At 59.9% G+C, this 19,327-nt stretch carries 18 protein-coding genes and 4 pseudogenes; 12 read left to right on the top strand and 10 right to left on the bottom strand.

Features of this window, described 5'->3' with window-relative positions; genetic code table 11:
* Positions 1–4: 4 nt before the first annotated feature.
* From HN018_RS29020 to HN018_RS27740, 3 genes are all read right to left on the bottom strand, one after another.
* Positions 5–475 carry a histidine kinase dimerization/phosphoacceptor domain -containing protein gene (locus tag HN018_RS29020; protein ID WP_408886863.1) on the bottom strand — a complete coding sequence of 157 codons (471 nt, stop codon included), beginning with the start codon at positions 473–475 and terminating at the stop codon, positions 5–7.
* Positions 369–935, bottom strand: a complete 567-nt coding sequence (locus tag HN018_RS29700; protein WP_171837422.1) for a GAF domain-containing protein — start codon at positions 933–935, stop codon at positions 369–371. The genes HN018_RS29020 and HN018_RS29700 overlap by 107 nt, the downstream gene beginning before the upstream one ends.
* Before the next feature lie 286 nt (positions 936–1,221).
* Positions 1,222–1,896: an IS6 family transposase gene (locus HN018_RS27740; RefSeq protein WP_171837423.1), complete on the bottom strand. Its 675-nt coding sequence runs from the start codon at positions 1,894–1,896 to the stop codon at positions 1,222–1,224.
* A gap of 211 nt (positions 1,897–2,107) precedes the next feature.
* Here HN018_RS27740 and HN018_RS27735 point away from each other — a divergent pair, with 211 nt between their 5' ends.
* Positions 2,108–2,635 carry a GNAT family N-acetyltransferase gene (locus HN018_RS27735; protein WP_171837424.1) on the top strand — a complete coding sequence of 176 codons (528 nt, stop codon included), beginning with the start codon at positions 2,108–2,110 and terminating at the stop codon, positions 2,633–2,635.
* A 50-nt stretch (positions 2,636–2,685) separates the two neighbouring features.
* Here HN018_RS27735 and HN018_RS27730 read toward each other — a convergent pair whose 3' ends face one another.
* The gene (locus HN018_RS27730; RefSeq protein WP_239479485.1) at positions 2,686–3,363 is read right to left on the bottom strand and encodes an IS5 family transposase; all 678 of its coding nucleotides are present in this window, start codon (positions 3,361–3,363) and stop codon (positions 2,686–2,688) included.
* Positions 3,364–3,828: 465 nt separating this feature from the next.
* On the opposite strand from HN018_RS27730, the pseudogene HN018_RS29320 reads away from it, so the two are divergent.
* Together HN018_RS29320 and HN018_RS29010 are read left to right on the top strand one after the other, a co-directional pair.
* Positions 3,829–4,287: pseudogene (locus HN018_RS29320) on the top strand (PAS domain-containing protein); the annotation flags it as partial.
* Between the two features lie 144 nt (positions 4,288–4,431).
* Complete coding sequence (locus HN018_RS29010; protein WP_239479497.1) at positions 4,432–4,800, top strand: VOC family protein; 369 nt, start codon at positions 4,432–4,434, stop codon at positions 4,798–4,800.
* Positions 4,801–5,109: 309 nt separating this feature from the next.
* Here HN018_RS29010 and HN018_RS27720 read toward each other — a convergent pair whose 3' ends face one another.
* The 3 genes from HN018_RS27720 to HN018_RS27710 form a co-directional block, all read right to left on the bottom strand.
* Positions 5,110–5,955: an MBL fold metallo-hydrolase gene (locus tag HN018_RS27720; RefSeq protein ID WP_239479484.1), complete on the bottom strand. Its 846-nt coding sequence runs from the start codon at positions 5,953–5,955 to the stop codon at positions 5,110–5,112.
* A 327-nt stretch (positions 5,956–6,282) separates the two neighbouring features.
* Positions 6,283–7,143: an SDR family NAD(P)-dependent oxidoreductase gene (locus tag HN018_RS27715; RefSeq protein ID WP_239479496.1), complete on the bottom strand. Its 861-nt coding sequence runs from the start codon at positions 7,141–7,143 to the stop codon at positions 6,283–6,285.
* A gap of 124 nt (positions 7,144–7,267) precedes the next feature.
* Positions 7,268–8,155: an alpha/beta fold hydrolase gene (locus tag HN018_RS27710; protein WP_239479483.1), complete on the bottom strand. Its 888-nt coding sequence runs from the start codon at positions 8,153–8,155 to the stop codon at positions 7,268–7,270.
* Positions 8,156–8,238: 83 nt separating this feature from the next.
* Between HN018_RS27710 and HN018_RS27705 the strand changes: the two genes are divergently transcribed.
* Complete coding sequence (locus tag HN018_RS27705; RefSeq protein ID WP_171837428.1) at positions 8,239–9,222, top strand: LysR family transcriptional regulator; 984 nt, start codon at positions 8,239–8,241, stop codon at positions 9,220–9,222.
* Between the two features lie 179 nt (positions 9,223–9,401).
* Here HN018_RS27705 and HN018_RS27700 read toward each other — a convergent pair.
* Positions 9,402–9,702, bottom strand: a pseudogene (locus tag HN018_RS27700) (AzlD family protein).
* Positions 9,699–10,285, bottom strand: a pseudogene (locus tag HN018_RS27695) (AzlC family ABC transporter permease); the annotation flags it as partial. The pseudogenes HN018_RS27700 and HN018_RS27695, both read right to left, overlap by 4 nt.
* A 51-nt stretch (positions 10,286–10,336) precedes the next feature.
* Between HN018_RS27695 and HN018_RS27690 the strand changes: the two are divergent.
* The 6 genes from HN018_RS27690 to HN018_RS27665 all read left to right on the top strand — a co-directional run bounded on the left by HN018_RS27690 (position 10,337) and on the right by HN018_RS27665 (position 16,098).
* On the top strand, positions 10,337–11,095 hold the full coding sequence (locus HN018_RS27690; RefSeq protein ID WP_239479482.1) for an IS6 family transposase: 759 nt from the start codon (positions 10,337–10,339) through the stop codon (positions 11,093–11,095).
* A 32-nt stretch (positions 11,096–11,127) separates the two neighbouring features.
* Entirely contained in the window at positions 11,128–11,484 is a 357-nt protein-coding gene (locus HN018_RS27685) for a putative quorum-sensing-regulated virulence factor (RefSeq protein WP_171837429.1), read from the top strand.
* Positions 11,485–11,613: 129 nt separating this feature from the next.
* Positions 11,614–12,057, top strand: coding sequence for a hypothetical protein (locus tag HN018_RS27680; protein WP_171837430.1), 444 nt, complete (start codon positions 11,614–11,616; stop codon positions 12,055–12,057).
* 218 nt (positions 12,058–12,275) lie between these two features.
* The gene (locus HN018_RS27675) at positions 12,276–12,545 is read left to right on the top strand and encodes an HU family DNA-binding protein (protein WP_171837436.1); all 270 of its coding nucleotides are present in this window, start codon (positions 12,276–12,278) and stop codon (positions 12,543–12,545) included.
* A 124-nt stretch (positions 12,546–12,669) separates the two neighbouring features.
* The gene (locus tag HN018_RS27670; RefSeq protein WP_171837431.1) at positions 12,670–14,559 is read left to right on the top strand and encodes a DEAD/DEAH box helicase; all 1,890 of its coding nucleotides are present in this window, start codon (positions 12,670–12,672) and stop codon (positions 14,557–14,559) included.
* A 366-nt stretch (positions 14,560–14,925) separates the two neighbouring features.
* A complete protein-coding gene (locus tag HN018_RS27665) occupies positions 14,926–16,098 on the top strand; it encodes a diguanylate cyclase (protein WP_171837432.1) in 1,173 nt (390 codons plus the stop codon).
* Positions 16,099–16,476: 378 nt separating this feature from the next.
* Here HN018_RS27665 and HN018_RS27660 read toward each other — a convergent pair whose 3' ends face one another.
* A complete protein-coding gene (locus HN018_RS27660; protein ID WP_171837433.1) occupies positions 16,477–16,638 on the bottom strand; it encodes an IS3 family transposase in 162 nt (53 codons plus the stop codon).
* A 191-nt stretch (positions 16,639–16,829) separates the two neighbouring features.
* Here HN018_RS27660 and HN018_RS27655 point away from each other — a divergent pair.
* Together HN018_RS27655 and HN018_RS27650 are read left to right on the top strand one after the other, a co-directional pair.
* Positions 16,830–17,548 (top strand): annotated as a pseudogene (locus tag HN018_RS27655) (IS5 family transposase); the annotation flags it as partial.
* 967 nt (positions 17,549–18,515) lie between these two features.
* A protein-coding gene (locus HN018_RS27650; RefSeq protein WP_171836870.1) for an IS5 family transposase occupies positions 18,516–19,270 on the top strand; the annotation gives its coding sequence in 2 pieces (ribosomal slippage) (positions 18,516–18,849 and positions 18,849–19,270; 756 coding nt in all).
* The last annotated feature ends 57 nt before the right edge of the window (positions 19,271–19,327 follow it).

Here is a 19,327-nt window from a genome sequence, read left to right as displayed (position 1 = left end):
CACCCTAATCTCGGTGTCCACGAAACCGGCAGCAGCTCAGCTTCACCAGCCTCTCCATGATGCGCGAGCCGAACCCTTTGCGGAAAGTGTTCTTGGTCAGGCCTTTGTCAGAGACCACCATGTGGATGTGCGCACGATCTTCCTTCAGCTCGATCTGGATCGGACCTGGGCTTCCGGCATAGGCATACTTGTTGGAGTTGATCAGTAGTTCGGTCAGCACCAGGCCCAGGGTCACCACCCGGTCGGTGGCGATCAGCACCGGCATCAGATCCAGGGTCAGGTGCTTCGCCCAATCCTGACCCTTGAACGAGAAGGTGTCCGCGCGCAGCTCCTCGATGTAGCGAGCGCCGTCGACCACCTCGACATGGTCACCGCGGTAGAGCCGGCGGTGCACCAAAACCACGGCGGTCAGGCGCCGACGCGGTTCTTCCAGGGCTTCCTGCAGCTCGACATTGGTCGATGTGCTGGCCTGCAGACCCAGGAAGGTGGAGACCAGCAGATTGCAGTTTTGCACACGATGATTGACCTCGCCGATCAGGAACGCCTTCTGCTGCAGCAGGAGATCCTTGTCCTGCAGGATCCTGGTCAGGTTGCTGTTGAGCTCGCAGGCGCCGGTTCTGCTGCACGTCCAGCCACGCCGACCGCAGCCGCGTGGCCGCCTCGATCTCCGCCAGCGACCAGGCACGGACACGTCCGCGGACGATTTCAGCCCAGGCCTCGAACGACGCCCGCGGCGTCAGCAGCAGTCGGGGATCGAGACTGTGCGCCTTGTGCGGGTTGCCGGCCCACTCGACGGTTTCGATCTGCTCGGCCTGAAACCAGAGCAGCAGCCACGGCTCGTCGACCGACAAGGTTACCGACAGCACGCCACTGACCGGTTTCTGAAACCCGGCGCCGGCCGGGTAGGCGCGCGACAGGCTGTCCGTCGAAAACACCGGTGCGACGGCGCGATCCGCCAGCCATGCCGCGAGAGCACAGTCTCATTATCGCTGGGGCAGATACTGCTGGTGATCAGCTCGCGCCTGTGCAGCACAGCCACGCCATCACCGCCCATCATGCGGCCGATCTCGTCCAGATGGTTGGACAAGGCGTCGTCAATGAACCTTCCCGAGAAAACAGGGCGACGATGTCATCATCGAAGCTACATAACCGGATGCGCTGCCGGAAGGTTCTGTTGCAAAGTTTCGTCGTGTCTGAGTATGGGCTGGGACGTTGGTTTTTCTATCCTGCGAGGGAGTAGAACTGCTGCGCTGGGCGCAGCTTTGCTGTCGAACGTAACTGACCCTTGCGGATCATGTGCATGATCTCGATGCCGGCAATGGTGGTCGCCGCTGACCAGAAATTCTTGAAGCCGAGCATTGGCTTGGTGATTTGTTTGATCGCCCGGTGGTCCTGCTCGACGAGGTTGTTGAGATACTTGACTTGGCGCATTTTGATCCCGGCGTCATGCTCGGTGTTGTAGCTGTCAATCGGCGCGGTGTTGGCGCCGCTCTTGTTGATGGTGATCGTCTTGGGAACCCTATGTCGGGTGATAGCCTTGCACAGGAAACGCAGCGCCGCCTTGCGATCGCGCTTGGCGGTCAACAGGAAGCCCACTGTGGCACCCGCCTTGTCGACTGCACGATACAGATACTTCCACACGCCCTTGATCCGTATGTAGGTCTCATCCATCCGCCAGCTGCCGCCGACCGGACGTTTGCGGTCCACGAAGGCCTTCTCCAGCAACGGCACATACCTGAACACCCAGCGATGCAGCGTCGTGTGGTCGACCTTCACGCCACGCTCCCCTATCATCTCTTCAACCTGTCGGTAGCTCAACGGATACGCCACATACCAGCGAACACCCCACAAGATAATGTCGCGCTCGAAGTGGCTGCCTTTGAACGCAATTGACATCGTCTCCAGATCCATAACCGTTGCCGTTAGCCATCACGCACCGGTCGATCGAAACTTTGCAACAGAACCGAACACTTAACCATTTCAAGATTGTCCAGCAGCGATGAAAATAGCTAATATGAGCCCCGACAGAGCCCTTGGTGGCGATAAGTAGTGATATGGCTGGATCGGTGCATATATCCCGCAGCAACCGGAGAGGGCATGGCTCTTCATGAAACTAAGATTAGCAGAAGCCGAGGACGTGGCGCACATAAACAAACTGATCGTCAGGTCGATCGAGGCGCTGCACCTGGAGCACTACCACTCCGATGAGGTCGCGTCGGCCGTTCGGCTAGCCTACGGCGTTGATTGGCAGCTGGTACGGGACCGGACCTACTACGTCGCCGAAGTCGATAGGATCGTCGTCGGTGCGGGAGGCTGGAGTTATCGGCACACGATCAGCGGCGGCCACGGGCCAGACGAGGCCGCGTCTCCGTCGCTCGATCCCGCATCGGAGGCATGCCGGATACGGGCCTTTTACGTCGATCCCGACTATGCCCGGTCCGGCATCGGTTCGCTGCTGCTGGTGCAATGTGAGGATGCTGCCCGGGAGGCCAGCTTTGCACGGGTGGAATTGACGTCGACGCTGCAGGCGGTCCCCTTCTATCTCCGACACGGCTACGCCATCATGGGACCTATGGAACTCCCGTTCGACGAAGGGTTCATGCTGCGCGTCCAGCTGATGGAGAAATTGCTCTAACAGGCACAAAGCCAGGTCCCGGTACGAAAGGCCGGGAACAATATAAGAGGCTAGGAATGCTTGGCGACCTTGCCGTAGACCCCGTCCTGGTCATACGCGCCGTCAGCCGTGAACGAGGCGAGCGGGCCGGCCTGGTCAAGCAGAGCGCTGACCTGGGAGGCGTCATCGACATCGCTGGTGCTCAGCGTGGCCGCACCGATCCGCCCGGTGTCGGCGTCCACGCCGATGTGCAGCTTGCGCCAGGACCGGCGCGTGCGCGTGCCGTGCTTCTCGGGCAACCACTCCCCCGAGCCGCACAGCTTCAGCCCCGTGCTGTCCACCAGCAGGTGCACGGGCGACGAGCCAGGCTGCGGGGGCGGAAGCGCCAACGTCTCGGCCCTGCGGCTCAGCGTCGCGTGGTCCGGCACCGCGAGATTCAGGCCGAGCAGGGCGAGGATGGAGCCGATAAGCCCTTCGGTCTGGCGCAAGGTCAAGCGGAACATGGCACGCAGCGTCAGCGCCGTGGTGATGGCCAGGGCCGAATAGTGCGGCTGGCCGCCTGGCGTGGTTCGCGGCTCGGCCTTCCAGGCCGTGATCGCCGCATCCTTGAACCAGACCGTGAGGCTGCCGCGCTGGCGTAGGGCTGCATCGTCGGCTGCCGAGTTCGTCACCCTGTGCCGCTGCCCGGGGATGTAGTGATGCTGGGCAGCGCTGGCCTTGAACGGCACGGTCGAGACCTCTAGGAACACGGACGGGCAGCTTGGTGCCGCCAACCTACACCTGCAGGGCGCCAGCCAGCGGATCCGTGCAACACAATCTTTCGGTGGCCGTATCTACCCCGTAGCAGGCGTCATGCTGCTGAGCCTCAACTACGGCTTGGAAGCTACCAAGACACGAACGGCGACGGATTTCCTCTTCTATCTGCATTGTGGATGCATAGGCCGTGATCCGTCGCCGAAAGCCAGGCCACTGCCCATCGTTAGCATCCGGGTTATCCTCCCGACGCCATCTCAACGCACACAGTATCGGATAGATTATGATAAGATAAATCTCAGAACGCATCTCAAAAACTGGATTACGGAAGATAAAGAAGAAACAAGTTTTATATCGGTTTCCTGGACATAGGTATAAAGCTCTTCTTAAACGTGTTATAGAATAGATTTGCGACTGGCGCATATGCGCACGTCTGGCCGATCGTCTTGGGATCGCGAATAATGACCGTTAAGGACAAACATCCGGTTTGCCTACTCGACCTCAACGCGAATCGAAGTGTCGTGACTCCATCTCTTCAGCACTTTCCCAACGCCAAATCAGGTATTGGCGAAACTGCCGGCCTATCTTCCAGCGCGTTCGAATACACTCTGTTGCGCGTCCTTGCCGGAAATGTCCCACATCGTATCTATGCGAAGGATACGATGGGCCGGTTCATTTTTGCCAACGGGGCAGTGGCCCGGGGCATGGGCGTGTCCGACCCTGTGGAGCTGCTCGGGAAGACTGACTTTGATTTTTATCCACTTGAGCTGGCAACTGAATACCATCGACAGGAACAGGCAACGTTAACATACGGGCGTTCGATTCTTAATCAAGAAGAGCATGCCAAATATCTGCTACTTAAAGACGAAGCCTGGATGATAACCACCAAGGTAGCGGTGCGCGACGAAACCGGCCAGATCATTGGGCTGGTGGGGATCAACTATGAGGTAACGACGCAGAAGGCTGCCGAACTGGCGCTGCAGGCTGCTCACGCGCAAGCAGCGGAGGTAACTGTCCGACTGAAGGCGACCGTCGCACGGCTAGATCTTGAGGTGAAAGAGCGAATGCCGCGCCTCATAGGACCCGACTTCATCGGCATCCAGGTCGCCGACCTCAATGCAGCTCGCACGTTCTATACAAAGGTCGTCGGATTGACCGTGGTCTCGAATGGACCGCCCGGAGCCGTGGTCTTCGACACGAAGCCGATCCCCTTCGCCGTGCGCACGCCCGTCGTCGATCTCCATGCGGTCGACACACTCGGCCATGGTATCGCTCTCTGGTTCGGCTGCGACGACGCCTTGCACGACCACCTCGCTTCACGAGACGTTCTGATTGCTTCCCCGCCGAAAGACGGACCTTTCGGGCGCTATTTCGCATTCCAAGATCCGTTTGGCTACACGATCACTGCGCACACCGTGCAGGAAGCGGCCTGATCCGTGACGTTTTGGATAGGTATTCGGCCTGCGCAAATGCCGTAGCAGTCTTGGTGTCTATCTGAATTCGGGGGTGCGGTAGCAACGGAACCGAAAGTTCGATTCAGCCTGATGTTGATATCAGGAAAGAAAGATGGTTATCCGCCAACGATCGTTTTATCGTGACGGATGTTTGATGAGGTCGGTAAGCCTGGCCGGATGGCAGTCAGATCGGCCTTCTACTTAGACTTGGCGGTTGCGACAGTATAGATAACTATCGTGATAAAAGACCAAGGCTACGCTTATTACAATCGATCTTAAGAACAGTGTTTAGCGCAGCGAGGTAACCGACGATGCCCTTTGACAAGCTAATGGATTGCTGTTGTGCTCTATCGGCAATGTGATGGACGCGATTTCAACAGGTTTACCGAGAGAAACCGTGACAAACCCCGTCTGGCCCCAGCACTTCATGACTTCGGCCAGCATCTTCGAAGGAGTATCGTACGCTTCGTAGCTAAGCCGGAACGCCCCCCAGTGAATACCAATTCCGCTTGAAGCACCAAGGCGGTCGAAAACTTCAGCCGCTTCAATCGGCCCGATGTGGCTAGCCGCCGTCATCTGGCCCGGTTTAAATCGAAACGCTCCGATCGGGATCAATGCGAGGCGAATTTGGCCGTGAGATGCTGCCTCAGCGGGCCATTTACCGTCGCCAAAGCCAGTGTCGCCGGCAAAGAAAAGATTGCCGCCGGGCAGGGTCACGACGAAACTCGACCACAATGCACGATTGTGATCGCTAAACCAGCGACTGCTCCAATGATGGTTGCGAGACACGATCACATCGATTCCGGGTCGGACAGGTATCCGCTCACCCCAATCGCGCGCCACGGATTGCACGCCGGTCATAATTACATCGTTGCCGAGGCTGGTTACGATCAGAGGTTGGTCGCGCGCCCAGAGCTGACGCAACGTCAGCACATCCATGTGGTCGTAGTGAGAGTGACTAACCAGGACGAGATCGATCTTCGGCAAATCCGCAAACTGGATGCCAGGTTCAGCTACACGTTGCGGACCAATGCCGAACGGGCCTGCTGTGCGCGCCCACACGGGATCGGTCAAGATGTTCAAACCCTGCGTCTGGATGAGCACCGTCGCGTGGCCGACCCAGGTCGCAACCATGGACTCACCTGTCACACGGTCTGCGGGCTTTGCAGGCGTGACGACAATACGTTTAGGCCATTGAGGGCGACCGTCGTTGCCAACAAGATAGCGAACCAGCAAACCTAAGGGTGGCTGGCCCGCCGGTCCACGTGAACTACTGCCGTTCCTATCGGGGTTGGCAAAACGCTGGCCATCGAAATGTCCGGTCGTGGGCCCACGATAATAACTTCGATCAAGGAGCTTTCGTACGATAACGACCAGCAAGAAACCGGTCGCCAATAGGCCTAGTAATCCGCGTCCTGAAGCCCTCAATGCTTGGGACACAGTGCCTCGCAAGAACCCAACTCACTCTGTTTCCGTCAGGACCTCGCTGACCTTCCAGAGCTCCTCTGCTCGATCTGTGTCATAAGACCCGGTGGAAGAGCGAATTTCTTTCTGCCCTTCAAAGTATTTGCCAGACGTGCTGCCAAGGAGCGGGTCCGTCATCAGGCGGGCAAGCGCGGCTCCTGATTCTTCGACGGTATGAACATTGGGGGTTAGAAACCGGCGAAGTAGAGGCTTAACATGGGGCAGCACGTGTTTCGCGACAAAACGGAGCGGTGGCGCGGCGTTGCGGAGAAGGCCGGTGCCGGGCATCAGTCCGGGATCAAAGGCATTCGCCGTCACGCCCGTTGCGACGCGGCGCGCCAAGGCATAGGTGAAGTAGACGTTCGCTAGCTCGGACGTGGTATACAGCCGTTGACCTAAGGCGAATGGTCCATCCTTGGCGGCACCTGCTCCTAGTTCGCCGCGAAACAGCGCGGCTGGCTCGTTCCAGGCGGGTGGCGGTGGTCCGGCTTTCTGGGCCGGATCATGTGTGCCGCTGGCGACTACAGTCACACGGGCCGGTGATGCCAAAATCGGCAGCAGTTTGGTAACCAGCAGAAAATGCCCGAGATGGTTGACACCAAACGAAGACTCAAATCCATCAACGGTGAACGTTCGCTTGGTGCCCGTTTGTACGCCCGCATTACACACCAAACCATGCAGCACTGGTATCGAGCTGGCGCTCACCTTAGCGATCAAGGCAGTCGCGAAGGCCCGCACAGATGCAAGCGACGCCAAATCCAGCGACATCGCCTCAGCTCGTCGCCCGGGCGACCTTCCTAGCCCGTTCAGCCGTTCAACTGCCGCCTGCGCGCGTTTTGCATCCCGACACGCCAGCACGACGTGCCATGGCTCGCCTTCAGATGAGGCAACGGGTAACAGCAAAGGAGCATTTCAGACGAGGCAATGCGTATATTTGCCGCACCTGGACCGAAGAGCCTGAACGCTTCAAACTCAACCCGTATCACCACACTCCGGGACTAAACACGTTTCGCTCAAGCCGGCCGAAGAAGCTTGCGATTTCGTGTGCCGCCCGGTCCGGGTCTTCCCGATGAGGGAAGTGCCCAGCGTCCGGGAACGGTGCGAAGTCGAGGTCGGGGAAGAACTCGGGCAAGCGGTCGGTCCAAGCCGGGTCGAATGTGGGGTCGTGATCCGCCCAGCGGACACAAGTGGGCAGAGGGATCGGGGAAGGCGAGGCATCCTCGGCCATTTCCGCTTTACGCTGCTCAGCTACTGCTCGGTAGTGGGCAAAGCCGCCCTCCAAATTGCCGGGCTTCTGAAAGTTGGCGACGAACGCATCGAGAGCTTCCGCATCGAAGGCGGACTTTCTATGCGCCCAATGGGTCAGGAAGTAGGTGAAGAAGAGCCGGACGGTTTCGGGAGAGGCACCGACCAGGGCCGGTGCCAGGTCGGTTTGGTTGAAGAACATGTGCCATACATTCGGCAGGTGGGCAGGCGTGTTGAAGCGCTTGCCAATGCCCGGATACATGAAGTTGAAGAAGAACAGCCCGGCGATTAGCTCGGGGGAGCGCCGGGCCAGGACCTGGGTGACGGTGGCACCGATATCGTGCGAGACGATCCCAACCTTGCCGAGTCCGAGTGCCGCGATCAATGCCGCAATGTCGGTTGCCTGCTGCTGCGGCCCGAACACCCCCGCCGGCTTGTCACTGTCGCCGAAGCCTCGCAAATCGGGTGCAATGAGCTCGAACCGGTCCGCAAGCCGAGACATAACGGGTTCCCAGGTCAGCCAGAACTCGGGCCAGCCGTGAAGCAGCAGCAGCGGCCTGCCCCGCCCTGTCCGAGCCACATGCAGCCGGGCGCCACTCACGTCGATGCGGGTGTGCATGATCATTCGGCAGGCTCCATCGTGGTTTCGTTCTGGCCTACTTAGGACCTCGCCGCACTAATGATTAGGTGTAGAATACTGGTGGTCGAATGAAGCGGGGCTTCAAAATGGATGCGCGATCACGGAGCTTGCTGGACGGCGTGCCAGTCTTCCTTGCCGTTGCCGAAACACGCAGCTTCACCCGTGCTGCCCAGCGGCTCGGTATCTCGCCCTCTGCGGCCAGCCAGGCCGTCCGAGCGCTGGAAGCGCGGCTGGGCACCCCCTTGATCGCGCGGTCCACGCGCAGCCTGAGCCTGACCGCAGCCGGCGCCGCGTATCTGGACCAGGCCGGGCCGGCGTTCGCGGCGCTTGCAAATGCGACACTGGAAGCCGCCGGCCGCTCGACACGGCCTGCGGGGCCGCTGCGGCTTACCATGCCTCGGTCCGCCTATGACGGCATTGTGGCGCCGGCCCTCATGACCTTTCGGCAGGCCTATCCCGACGTGGAATTAGAGATCGAGGTCGAGGGACGCTTGGTCGACATCGTCGAGAACGGCTTCGACGCGGGCCTACGGTATGGTGACCTGCTTGCGAAGGACGTGACGGCGGTCAAGATACTTCCGGCGTCCATCAGTGTACTCACCGCTGCCCCGGCCTACCTCGCGGACCACCCTGCTCCGTCCAAACCGTCCGACGTGCTGGAGCATGACACAATCGTCTGCCGCAGCCGGACAACGGGCATCATTGTGCCATGGCTGCTGGTGGCCGAAGAGAATGGCTCCTGTCGGATTGACCCCCGCGCACCGACCGTCGTGGGCGACATGGCTACGCAAGTAGACCTCACGATTCATGGCCACGGGATCAGTTGCTCCTCCCTCTATTGCGTCCACGAGTTGCTGCGGGACGGCAAACTCATTCATGTATTACCTCACTGGTCGGTCCCGCTCGAGCCGATCCATGTCTTTTACCCCAACCGCCGAGGACAGACCCCGGCTCTTCGCGCGTTCGTCGAACACCTTCGAGCATTCTGTTCGACATGGACGGCAGGTACGGCATCCCTGGGTAAGGAACACGTTCATCATCACGCAGCCTGAAGGTGGGTAGAGTCCAGAGTAAAGGAACCGAAACTGCATTTCAGCTCTCGTTGTCCACAATCGCCGGGAGGATGAACGTTGCTTCGGACAGGTTGGTCCAGCGCGCGATAGCCTACATTGTCGGGTGTCCATGCCTTCGGCACCCAATACGAGGGTGACCGGATTGCCCAACGGACCGCTCAGTTTAGAAGGTGGCGGAATAACGCGGCTGTGGCCACGCCGATCAGCACAGTGGAAAGCATCGGCAGGCGGACCGCGGCGGCTACCGTCGCCGTGACCGCGAGCAGGTCGGCGGGGTTGCTCGACACGAAGCGGGGGGTGATGACCGAGATGAGAACGCAGCCCGGGGCTGCCTCCATGATGGCCAGTGCGCGCGCTTAGGGCGCGGTCGCGCAGGGCCGCATAGCCGACGATCCGGGTCAGGTAGGTAGGCGCGGCCATCAGCAGGATCGTTAGAAAGGTGGCGGCGTGTACCGTCATGGCCGCCCCGCCAACAGGTAAGCCGCGATAAGTCCGGACAGGGCGCCAGTCGGAACATACCAGGCGCCCGGCACGAACCCATAAGTCAACGCTGCCACAAGTAGGCTGACTAGCCAGGGGCGGCTGGCGCGGGCGCCTTTCCATAGGCCACGCAGCAATACAAGGAAAATCGCGGGAAATGCCATGTCGAAACCGTAGGCTTGAGCGTTGCCGATTGCTGAGCCGAGCGCGCTGCCAAGCGTCGTGAACAGGACCCAGATGACATAGAATACGACTGAAATACCGACATAGTACGGCAGGCTAAATCCGAATTCGGATTCTGCTGCGGTGCGTTGCTTTGCGTCAGTCAGCGCCATCGCCCAGCTTTCGTCGCACATCAAAAACAGTGCGGGATAGGCGATGCGCCGCGGCAGGTGTTGGATGAACGGCGCCAGGGCAGCGCCCATCAGTATGTGGCAGCTATTTACTAGAACGTAATCGCCGCGATCAGCAGAATATGGAGCGGAGTGGTCCAAAGCCCGATCGCTGCGAATTCCGATCCGCCAGCAAAATTGAGGCCCGTCAAAAGCGGCACCTCTATGAGGCATTGTCACGATAACTGGCCTTCAGCTGCGGTCCGAGCCAGGATAGCTGGATGAAGACGTCGCCTGATCCACACCATCGTCACCGCTTTCCGGCCGAGCTGATCAGCCACGCTGTGTGGCTCTACCACGTGTTCAGCTTGAGCTTTAGAGACGTGGAGCTCCTGCTGGCCGAGCGTGGCGTCATCGTCTCCTATGAGAGCATCCGGCGATGGTGCCTGAAGTTCGGCTCGCATTTTGCGGGCCGCATCCGTCGACGGCGGCCTCGCCCGGGGGACAAATGGCACCTCGATGAAGTCTTCATCCGCATCCAGGGCGAGTTGCGCTATCTTTGGCGCGCTGTCGACCAAAACGGCGTCGTGCTGGACATCCTGGTGCAAAGCCACCGCGATGGCACGGCAGCAAAGCGCTTCTTCAAGCGCCTGCTGAACGGTCTATCTTATACGCCCCATGTCGTGGTGACGGACCAGCTGAAGAGCTACGGGGTGGCGAGACGCGAGCTGCTGCCCGATGCCGAGCACCGCGAAGGCCGTTACCTGAACAACCGGGCCGAAAACTCTCACCGCCCAACCCGGCGGCGAGAGCGGCACATGCAGCGCTTCAAGTCGATGCGCCACGCACAGCGTTTCCTCTCCGCTCACGCCTTCATCTCCGGGCACTTCCGACCGCGACGCCACCTGATGACGGCAGGCCGCTATCGTGCGGTGCGTGCCAAAGCTTTCAAAATATGGACACAGGAACATGTGCCCAAAGCACCGGGTGATCGTGCCAACCCAATCGGTCCAAGCCTACTTCCAAACTCCACCAGTTAACGTGACAATGCCCCTGGATCTGCACCTACAAGGTGGCACTGCGGCTGTGGCCTGACGCACCAAAGCATTCCAACCAGGTGCTGCGCTACTGGCTTGGGCTGCCGCTTTATGCCGGTCTGGCGATGCCGCCGCATCGTGCCGGCCCCGACGCCTATGTCACCGCGCATCTGCTGCTACAGATGTTGGCGCTGGCCAGCGTCGAGCAGATGACCGCCTGGACCAGCCAGCCAAAGCTGCTGCCGTTGATGCCGTTCGGCAAGCATCGTGGGTTATCCTGGTCGGAGCTTCCGCTCGATTATCTGCAATGGCTGGTCCGGCAGACCGAGATGGATGCTGACGTGATCTATTGTAGGCGGCGAGAGATCGAACGGCGACAGCCCGGTCGGTAGAGCGCACGACAAAGTTCCCCCGCCATTATCGGTAGTGGTAGTGCATTGTTTATTGTCCCCCCGTAATTAGCATGGTGGGTTACCCGCCCTGCGAATCGCTCGCTCCACCTTCGAGAATCGGAATCATCCATGGCGCGCACCGCGACCTCACCACGCTCCTCCAAAAAGACCGCACCGACAGAGGCTGCAAAGAAGCCGCGTGGCCGACCGCCTGGGTCGAAGAACGGCGTGCGCGCGACAAGCAAAGCCAAGGCGCCTGTGGCTGCGAAGCGCGCGGTCGTGGGTAAGACCACGTCGGCTGCTCCGAAGCTCAACAAGGCCGAGCTCGAAGCTCACATCATCAAGTTGGAGCGCACCATCGACCGGCTGCGCAAGCAGGGCGCCGAGATGAAGCAGGCTGCCAAGCCAGCCGCAGCTCCTGCGGAAGCCGCTGTGATGAAGACCCGACGTGCAAAGGCTGTTGCCGAGGCACCGATGCCGGTCGCAAAGCTACGCCGTGCAACCAAGAAGAAGTCAGAGATGCCGGCACCGGCCGCTGACAGCACATCGGAAAGTGCCGGCGCCGATATCTGATCGGACACAGCGACCACCGGCGGCAACTCGCCAGGACCATTGGCAAAGGGGATTGGCATCGAGCCATTCCCCTTTTCTTTGGCCCATCGCCAAACGTCACATGGTGTCGGCCGGGGCCGCTCATAGGCAGAAAGATGCGTTATCGGATCGAAAGGCATCAACTTGATCAACGCGGGTCAAGCTTCTATCAGCGCCTTTTGCATCAGGACACCAGACAGATGAGCAAGGCCTTTATCGCAGCGACGTTGCAGGACTCGACCGGCTGCACCGGTGTCGCTGCCAACCTGGCAGCGGCCGAGTTGATCGCCGCGATCGTCAAGGAAATGAAGAAGGAAGGCGGCTTCACGCTGCCCTCGTTCGGCACCTTCACCGTCAGGAAGACCAAGGCACGTAAGGCGCTGAACCCGCGCACCGGCGAGCCGGTCAAGGTCAAGGCCGGCAAGACCGTCCGCTTCAAGGCCAGCCCGAACCTCAAGAAGGCCGTCTGACTGGTCTGCGCCGGCCGGCACCTGCCTTGATCCAGTAAGCCAGGCGGCGCGGTCGACCTGAACACGAAGCCGACCAACGTGGGCGGCCTGGACAGCGGAGTCTGCGTGACTCAAGATTCCGTCGATGACGTCGACCCGCCCGCTCCGTACCCATCAGCAGCGTCTGGCCAACATGGTGGCGGCGATGGTGGCCGGCGAGACCACCGCATGCGACATCCTGGCCGCGGTCACGCCGGGCGGCGGCAAGTCGCTGCTGCCGGTGATCGCCGCCGCCCGGCTGATCGAGGCCGGCCTCATCGAGCGCGTTTGCTGGATCGTGCCGCGTGACAGCCTGCGCCTGCAGGCCGAGGAAGCGTTCGCCGATCCGGTCTGGCGCACCATCCTGGACCACAGCCTGTCGGTGCGGGCGGCCGACAACACCCCTGATCCCAGCCGCGGCCTGGCTGGCTACATCACCACCTACCAGGGCGTGGCCGCAGCTCCTCACCTGCACCTGTGCGAGATGCGCCGGTATCGGACGCTGCTTGTCGTGGACGAAGTGCATCACCTGCCGGCTCTGGCCGATACCGATCCTGATATGGCCGCCCGTGTTGCCGCCGCGGACGAGGAGCAGGCCAGCGCCTGGTCGCAGGCGATCCTGCCGCTGCTGGAGTGCGCGACGGTCCGGCTGCTTTTGTCGGGCACGCTGGAGCGGGCAGACGGCAAGGCGATCCTGTGGCTGCCCTACCGCAAGGGGCTGAAGGCGCGCACCCGCGAGATCGAGCTCGATGCACCTGGCTGGGCTGTCATCGGCTATTCCCGTGCCCAGGCGTTGCTCGAGCGCGCCGTGCTGCCGGTGACCTTCGGCGCCCTGGACGGTGCGGCACGCTGGCGCGACGAGGACGACAATGAGATCGGGCCGCACCGTCTGGCCAGCCTGCATCCTGACGAGACCACCCGCCCTGCCCTGTTCACAGCACTCCGCACCGGCTTTGCCGAGACCCTGCTGCATGAGGCGTTCATCGCCATTCGCGACGTCCGCGCCCGACGGCGGCAGAAGCGAGACCTCCAACCGGGTGTCGCAGCCCGCGGCCTTGGCAAGCTGCTGGTGGTGGCGCCGGACCAGACGACGGCCAAGCACTACCTCGGCGTGATCCGGCGTTGGATCCCGGCCGCCCAGGCAGAGGAGACGGCGCAGCTGGCCACCTCCGACACGCCGCGAGCGCACCAGATCCTGGCCAGCTTCCGGCTCCGGCCGGAGCCGTCGATCCTGGTGACCGTGGCCATGGCCTATGAAGGCCTGGATGCACCGGACGTGGCGGTGGTGGCAGCGCTGACCCACATCCGCTCACGCGCCTGGCTGGAGCAGATGGTGGCACGCGCCACCCGGGTGGATCCCTATGCCGGCGCCTATGAGACACAGCAGGCGCTAGTGTTTCACCCTGATGATCCGCTGTTCGCGCTGTTCCGCCGACGCATGGAGTATGAGCAGGGCACGCTGGCGCGGCCAAAGGCCAAGCGAAAACAGAGCGCCCTGCCCATGTGGCTGCTCGACCAGCTGCCGCCCGCCCGGGAGGGCATCACGCCGCTGGAGAGCAACGCGCTGGCGCTGCGCTTCGACACGCTGCGGCCTGGACCGGAACTGGCGCTGAGGCGTCCGGAGCAGGAAGCAGCGCAGGCGGAGCTGCTGGAAGCGCCGTCGGTGGCCGAACGGCGCCTGCGCGTAAGGCTGGGCGAGATGGTCGCGGCGCAGGCGGTTGAGGACGAGGCCGGGCGCGCGGGGTTCAAGGGCGGCACGGCCGGTCCCGGGCTCTACCACCGCTACAACGCGGTGCTGAAGCGCATGACCGGCAACAAGAACCGGGCGCAGATGACGCTGGCCGAGCTGGAAGCGGCGATCGGCTGGCTCGAGCGCAACCAGCTACGCGATCACCTGAGGCTGCTCGAGGATGACCCGCGTTACGCATGGACGGCACGCCAGCGTTGTGAATGGAAGCCGCCAGTCGGACGACCAACTCGGGAACGCCGAACTTAAACCCGACACCAGCAGCTCGCTGCGTCGTAACGGGCTCTCGAGGACGGCAACCGAAAGTCGTAAAGGCAGCGGCCAAGCCATCTCGGCAATCTGCTCGAATCGCAATTATAGGTTGATGCTTATGTGCGGCCCACCACCCTATCAGGGTCTGCAGCTCCGCTTCAATGCATCCCGCCTATCGCAACGACCTTTGGATACGGATAGTATCAATTATAACATAAATTGCCATACAGGCGCTGCGTCGTTTTGATAAGCGTTTAGAATTCTGCCCGGGCAGGGAGATCGCCCGCAAAAAACTGTGTTTTAAGGCCTGCGTGTGGCATAGTAAACGCATAGGCTACATATCGTACATTTCTGAGCAAAGTCTTGAAATTGGCAAACCCCCTTTCCGCACGGCTGCTTACAAGATATTATGTTACGGCTTTGCTGATTATTGCCGGCTTAACTATCTCGTCGCACCTGTTGCTAACTTATGTGTTGCAGCACAACCATGGCACAGCCGCCATAATCAATGTCTCAGGGCGGCAGCGCATGCTCTCGCAGCGCATCGCCAGCTTAGCGGCGCAGTACCGGTTAGGGGACAAGACTGCACATCCAGCATTGGTTGCCGCAATTGACGAGTTCGAAGCGACCGAGGCAACCCTAAGTAAGACCAGCCGCGCCATCACTCGCAGCAACGCAGAAACACTTCAGATTCAAAATATTTACACCAGAAGCAAGGACTCGCTGGACGCTGAAGCTCGCGATTTCGTTACGAATGCGCGCCAGGTTGCTAATTTGGCGCCAGCGGATCCCGCCGCAAGACCACCGCTGGATCATGTGTTCGCCGCGGCACGGCTTTCGCTCCTCAGCAAGCTGAACGAAATTGTCGCGATTCATCAGCGTGAGACTGAACACGTTTTGGCAGAACTAGAAGTTCTGCAACAGGTGATCCTCGGTGTCGTTTTATCGACTCTTATCGTCGAAGCGCTGATGATTTTCCGGCCGATGATACACAGGATCGTTTTATATACTTCAGAAGTCATGCGTTTGGCGACCATTGACTCGCTGACCGGATTATCCAATCGCCGTGGTTTTTTGGAAAGATGTGAAATGGAGCACGTCCGAGCGACGCGATATAATCGTCCACTATGCCTATTGATGCTTGATGCCGATAATTTTAAGCAGATCAACGACATCCACGGCCATCAAGCCGGTGATGAAGTGCTGCGTGCGATGTCGAGCTCTTTTCAGGAGATTCTACGTGGAAGCGATTTTGCCGGACGTCTGGGTGGGGAGGAATTCGCAGTTCTAGCGCCAGAGACGGACCTCGCAGGTGCCAGATTATTGGCTGAACGCCTGAGACTCAAAGTTGCCAGCAAACCGATTTTGATAGGCCGCCGGGAGATAAACGTCACCGTGAGTATTGGCGTCACGTCGGTGCTGAACGACGCCAACGGCATTGGCCACGCACTCCGTGAGGCCGACGTCTTGATGTACCGAGCCAAACACGGCGGCCGCAACCTCGTTGTCAGTGCAGAAGCACTATTGCCGAACTGATGGTAGCTATCTGCTGAGCTCCTCAGCTGCGCTTCAGGCGTCTGCGGCAGCCGGCATTTTTGCTTTGACCACGTCCTCGGCAACATAGGGTCGAGGTTGTGATCGGGTTGATAGACACAAGACGTCAACTAGCCAAGCACCCGGATCCTTTAATTGCAAAAACCTGCATCAGGTGAAAAATAGAGGCGTTTGCACAGCACTTAGAACGCCTTTCAAAACCTACTCTGCAGTTCGTTGAAGCAGATGAGCGCGCAGGCGAGAGCAGTGAAGGCGTGATGGATGTCGCTTCTGCGCTCATAGCGCGTGACGAGGCGGCGGTTGCGGTTGATCCAGGCGAAGGTTTGACCTTCCCTCGACAAAGTGGATACCGGTTACGGCTTACGCAGCCGCAGCGCCTTGTTCCAGATCAGCAGGTGAACGGTATCCGATAGCTGACTGCAACCGGTTTCGATTGTAGAAGCCTTCAATAAAAGCAAACACAGCGTTCTTCGCAGCCAGGCGCGTTTTGAACGGCTGGCGAGCGTCCAGTTCTGTTTTCATGCTGCCGAAGAAGCGTATCCATCCGGCGGGAGCCGCGGCTGAGTTTACATGTTCCTATTCGGTGGGATCGTGTGATGTTTTCAGCATCCTAGTTCTAGCGGCATTGCGCCGACTGGCGATGCGGCCAAGGGCTATCCTAAGAGCGCCTTTCAAAACCTTGTACTGCCCGGCGATCTGATTCATGAGGAGACATGGCTTCTCCTCTCGTCTCCGACGCCCTCTGGTCGATCATCGAGCCGTTGCTGCCCGTGCCTCCGCCACGACCGCGGGGCGGCAGGCCGCGGGTACCGGATCGGGCGGCGCTGACCGGGATCCTGTTCGTGCTACGGAGCGGCATCCAGTGGGAGATGCTACCGCTTGAGGTGGGGTGCGGCTCGGGCATCACGTGCTGGCGTCGCTTGCGGGATTGGCAAGAGGCGGGCGTGTGGGATGCACTGCACCGCGAACTGCTGCGTCGGCTGCGGGCGGCCGACCGGATCGACTGGAGCCGGGCCTGCCTGGACAGCGCACCGCTGGCTGCAAAAAGGGGGGCGACAAGACAGGGCCAAACCCGACCGATCGAGGCAGGCTCGGCACGAAACGCCATCTCGTCACGGACCGGCGCGGCATCCCGCTCGCCTTCATACTGACCGGCGCCAACACCAACGACAGCATGCCGTTCGAGGAACTGCTCGACAGCATCCTGCCGATCGGCGGCAAGCCGGGCCGGGCACGACACCGGCCGGACAAGCTGCACGCCGACAAGGCCTACGATCACCGACGTTGCCGCCAGGCCTGCCGCCGCCGTGGGATCTCACCCCGCATCGCCCGGCGCGGCGTCGAGACCAGCCAGAAGCTGGGCCGACACAGGTGGGTCATCGAGCGGACCTTCGCGTGGATCAACCGCTACCGCCGGCTCGTCACGCGCTACGAGCGTAGAAGCGATATCCACCACGCATTCACCGCTCTCGCCTGCTCATTGATCTGCTTCAACACGCTGCAGAAGAGGTTTTGAAAGGCGCTCTTAATCATCGCAGCAGCATACCCGCTTCTGCGTCCAGATGAACCCGAACGTGTTTGGGTTCCGGGCGGCCCTGGATATAATCGCCCGACACCCCGCCCCAGCGGACCAACCTGACATTCGAGATCGGCCGCTGAGCATGCCAAGTTTCAGCAAGAGCAAGAGTCTCATTAAAAATACGTATCGAACTTGGCAGAAATACCGGTGTCACGGACATCATTAGTGTCTACTGTAGCCGGTGCACTTACTCGTCTGGCCATCAGCGATAATTAGCACATTCGGCGATTTTTACCTTTCTTAATGCTTGAACCCCGAGGTCCATATTGTTTAAAGCTGACTTTGATGATTAATCAACCAGTCAATAAGATCGTTATTGATCCAGAGAAGGATTCCTCAGTTGTCAGGTGGCTTATCGAGAACAGCAAGCACCCTCATAAAGCCCTTGACCTATGGTCGATGCTATCTATCCATTTAGTGTCATATGTCATTCCCCAGACCGGAGAGATCGTCACCCAGATCATGCTAACACGTGGAGAAATAATCAAAACGCTCATGCTGTCTCCCAGGCACGTCAGTCAGATCGTGAGGGAATTAGTTTTGCTTGACGTTATGTTCATGAGACGTGAGGGCGATAGCGAAGGTAAATATATGGGCTCACGGCGCTACTTCATGAACCAAGAGTTCGTTAGACAAATCAGCTGCCCTTCTCGCCGACTTCACTGACAATGGCCTGCTTTTCGGTCAGGTTGAGGCAGTTCTTCACGGCTGCCAACTATCGCTTTCCTGTGTTGTTTGGATGTACTAGGCTCAGGACCTATTAAACTAGTTGCAGGGTTTAGGATTGGCTGATTCATTGGTGGCATTGAGGAGTGGTGTCATGAGTGACCTGATCTGGTTGTCCAAAGCGCAGATGCGGCGGATTGAGCCGCATTTTCCGTTGTCGCACGGGGTCCCACGGGTCGATGACCAGCGGGTCATCAGCGGCATCATCTTTGTGATCCGCAACGGCCTACGCTGGCGCGATGCTCCTAAGGAGTATGGACCGCACAAGACGATCTACAACCGGTTCATTCGCTGGAGCCGTCTGGGCGTCTTTAACCGCATCTTTGCGGCCCTGGTGGCCAAGGCTGGCAAACCTGACCAGTTGATGATTGACGCGACACACCTGAAAGCGCACCGGACAGCTGCGAGCCTTTTAAAAAAGGGCCTGTTCCCCGACGTATCGGACGCACCAAAGGCGGCCTGAACTCCAAGCTCCATGCCGTCTGTGATGGTCAGGGGCGACCGCTGGTTATGCTGCTCAGTGAAGGGCAGATGAGCGACTACAAGGGCGCCGCACTGATGATCGAGGCACTTCCCAAAGCTAAGGTCATGCTCGGCGATCGGGGCTACGACGCCACCTGGTTCCGCACCGCGCTAAGCGCACGTGGCATCACTGCGTGCATCCCGTCAAAGGTCAATCGCAAGGTGGTGATCCCGCACGACCGCACCCTTTACCGCCAGCGCCACAAGATCGAAAACATGTTCGGCAAGCTGAAAGACTGGCGGCGCATTCATACCCGCTATGATCGCTGCGCCCACACCTTCATGTCCGCAATTTGCATCGCAGCAACCGTCATCTTTTGGCTGTGATCAATGAGTCCTGAGCCTAGCTAGTGAAGCGGTCCACGTTGTCTTTTAAGGTGTCGT

Source organism: Lichenicola cladoniae (assembly GCF_013201075.1).
Lineage (GTDB): Bacteria > Pseudomonadota > Alphaproteobacteria > Acetobacterales > Acetobacteraceae > Lichenicola > Lichenicola cladoniae.
This window is presented reverse-complemented; position numbering and strand designations above follow the sequence as displayed.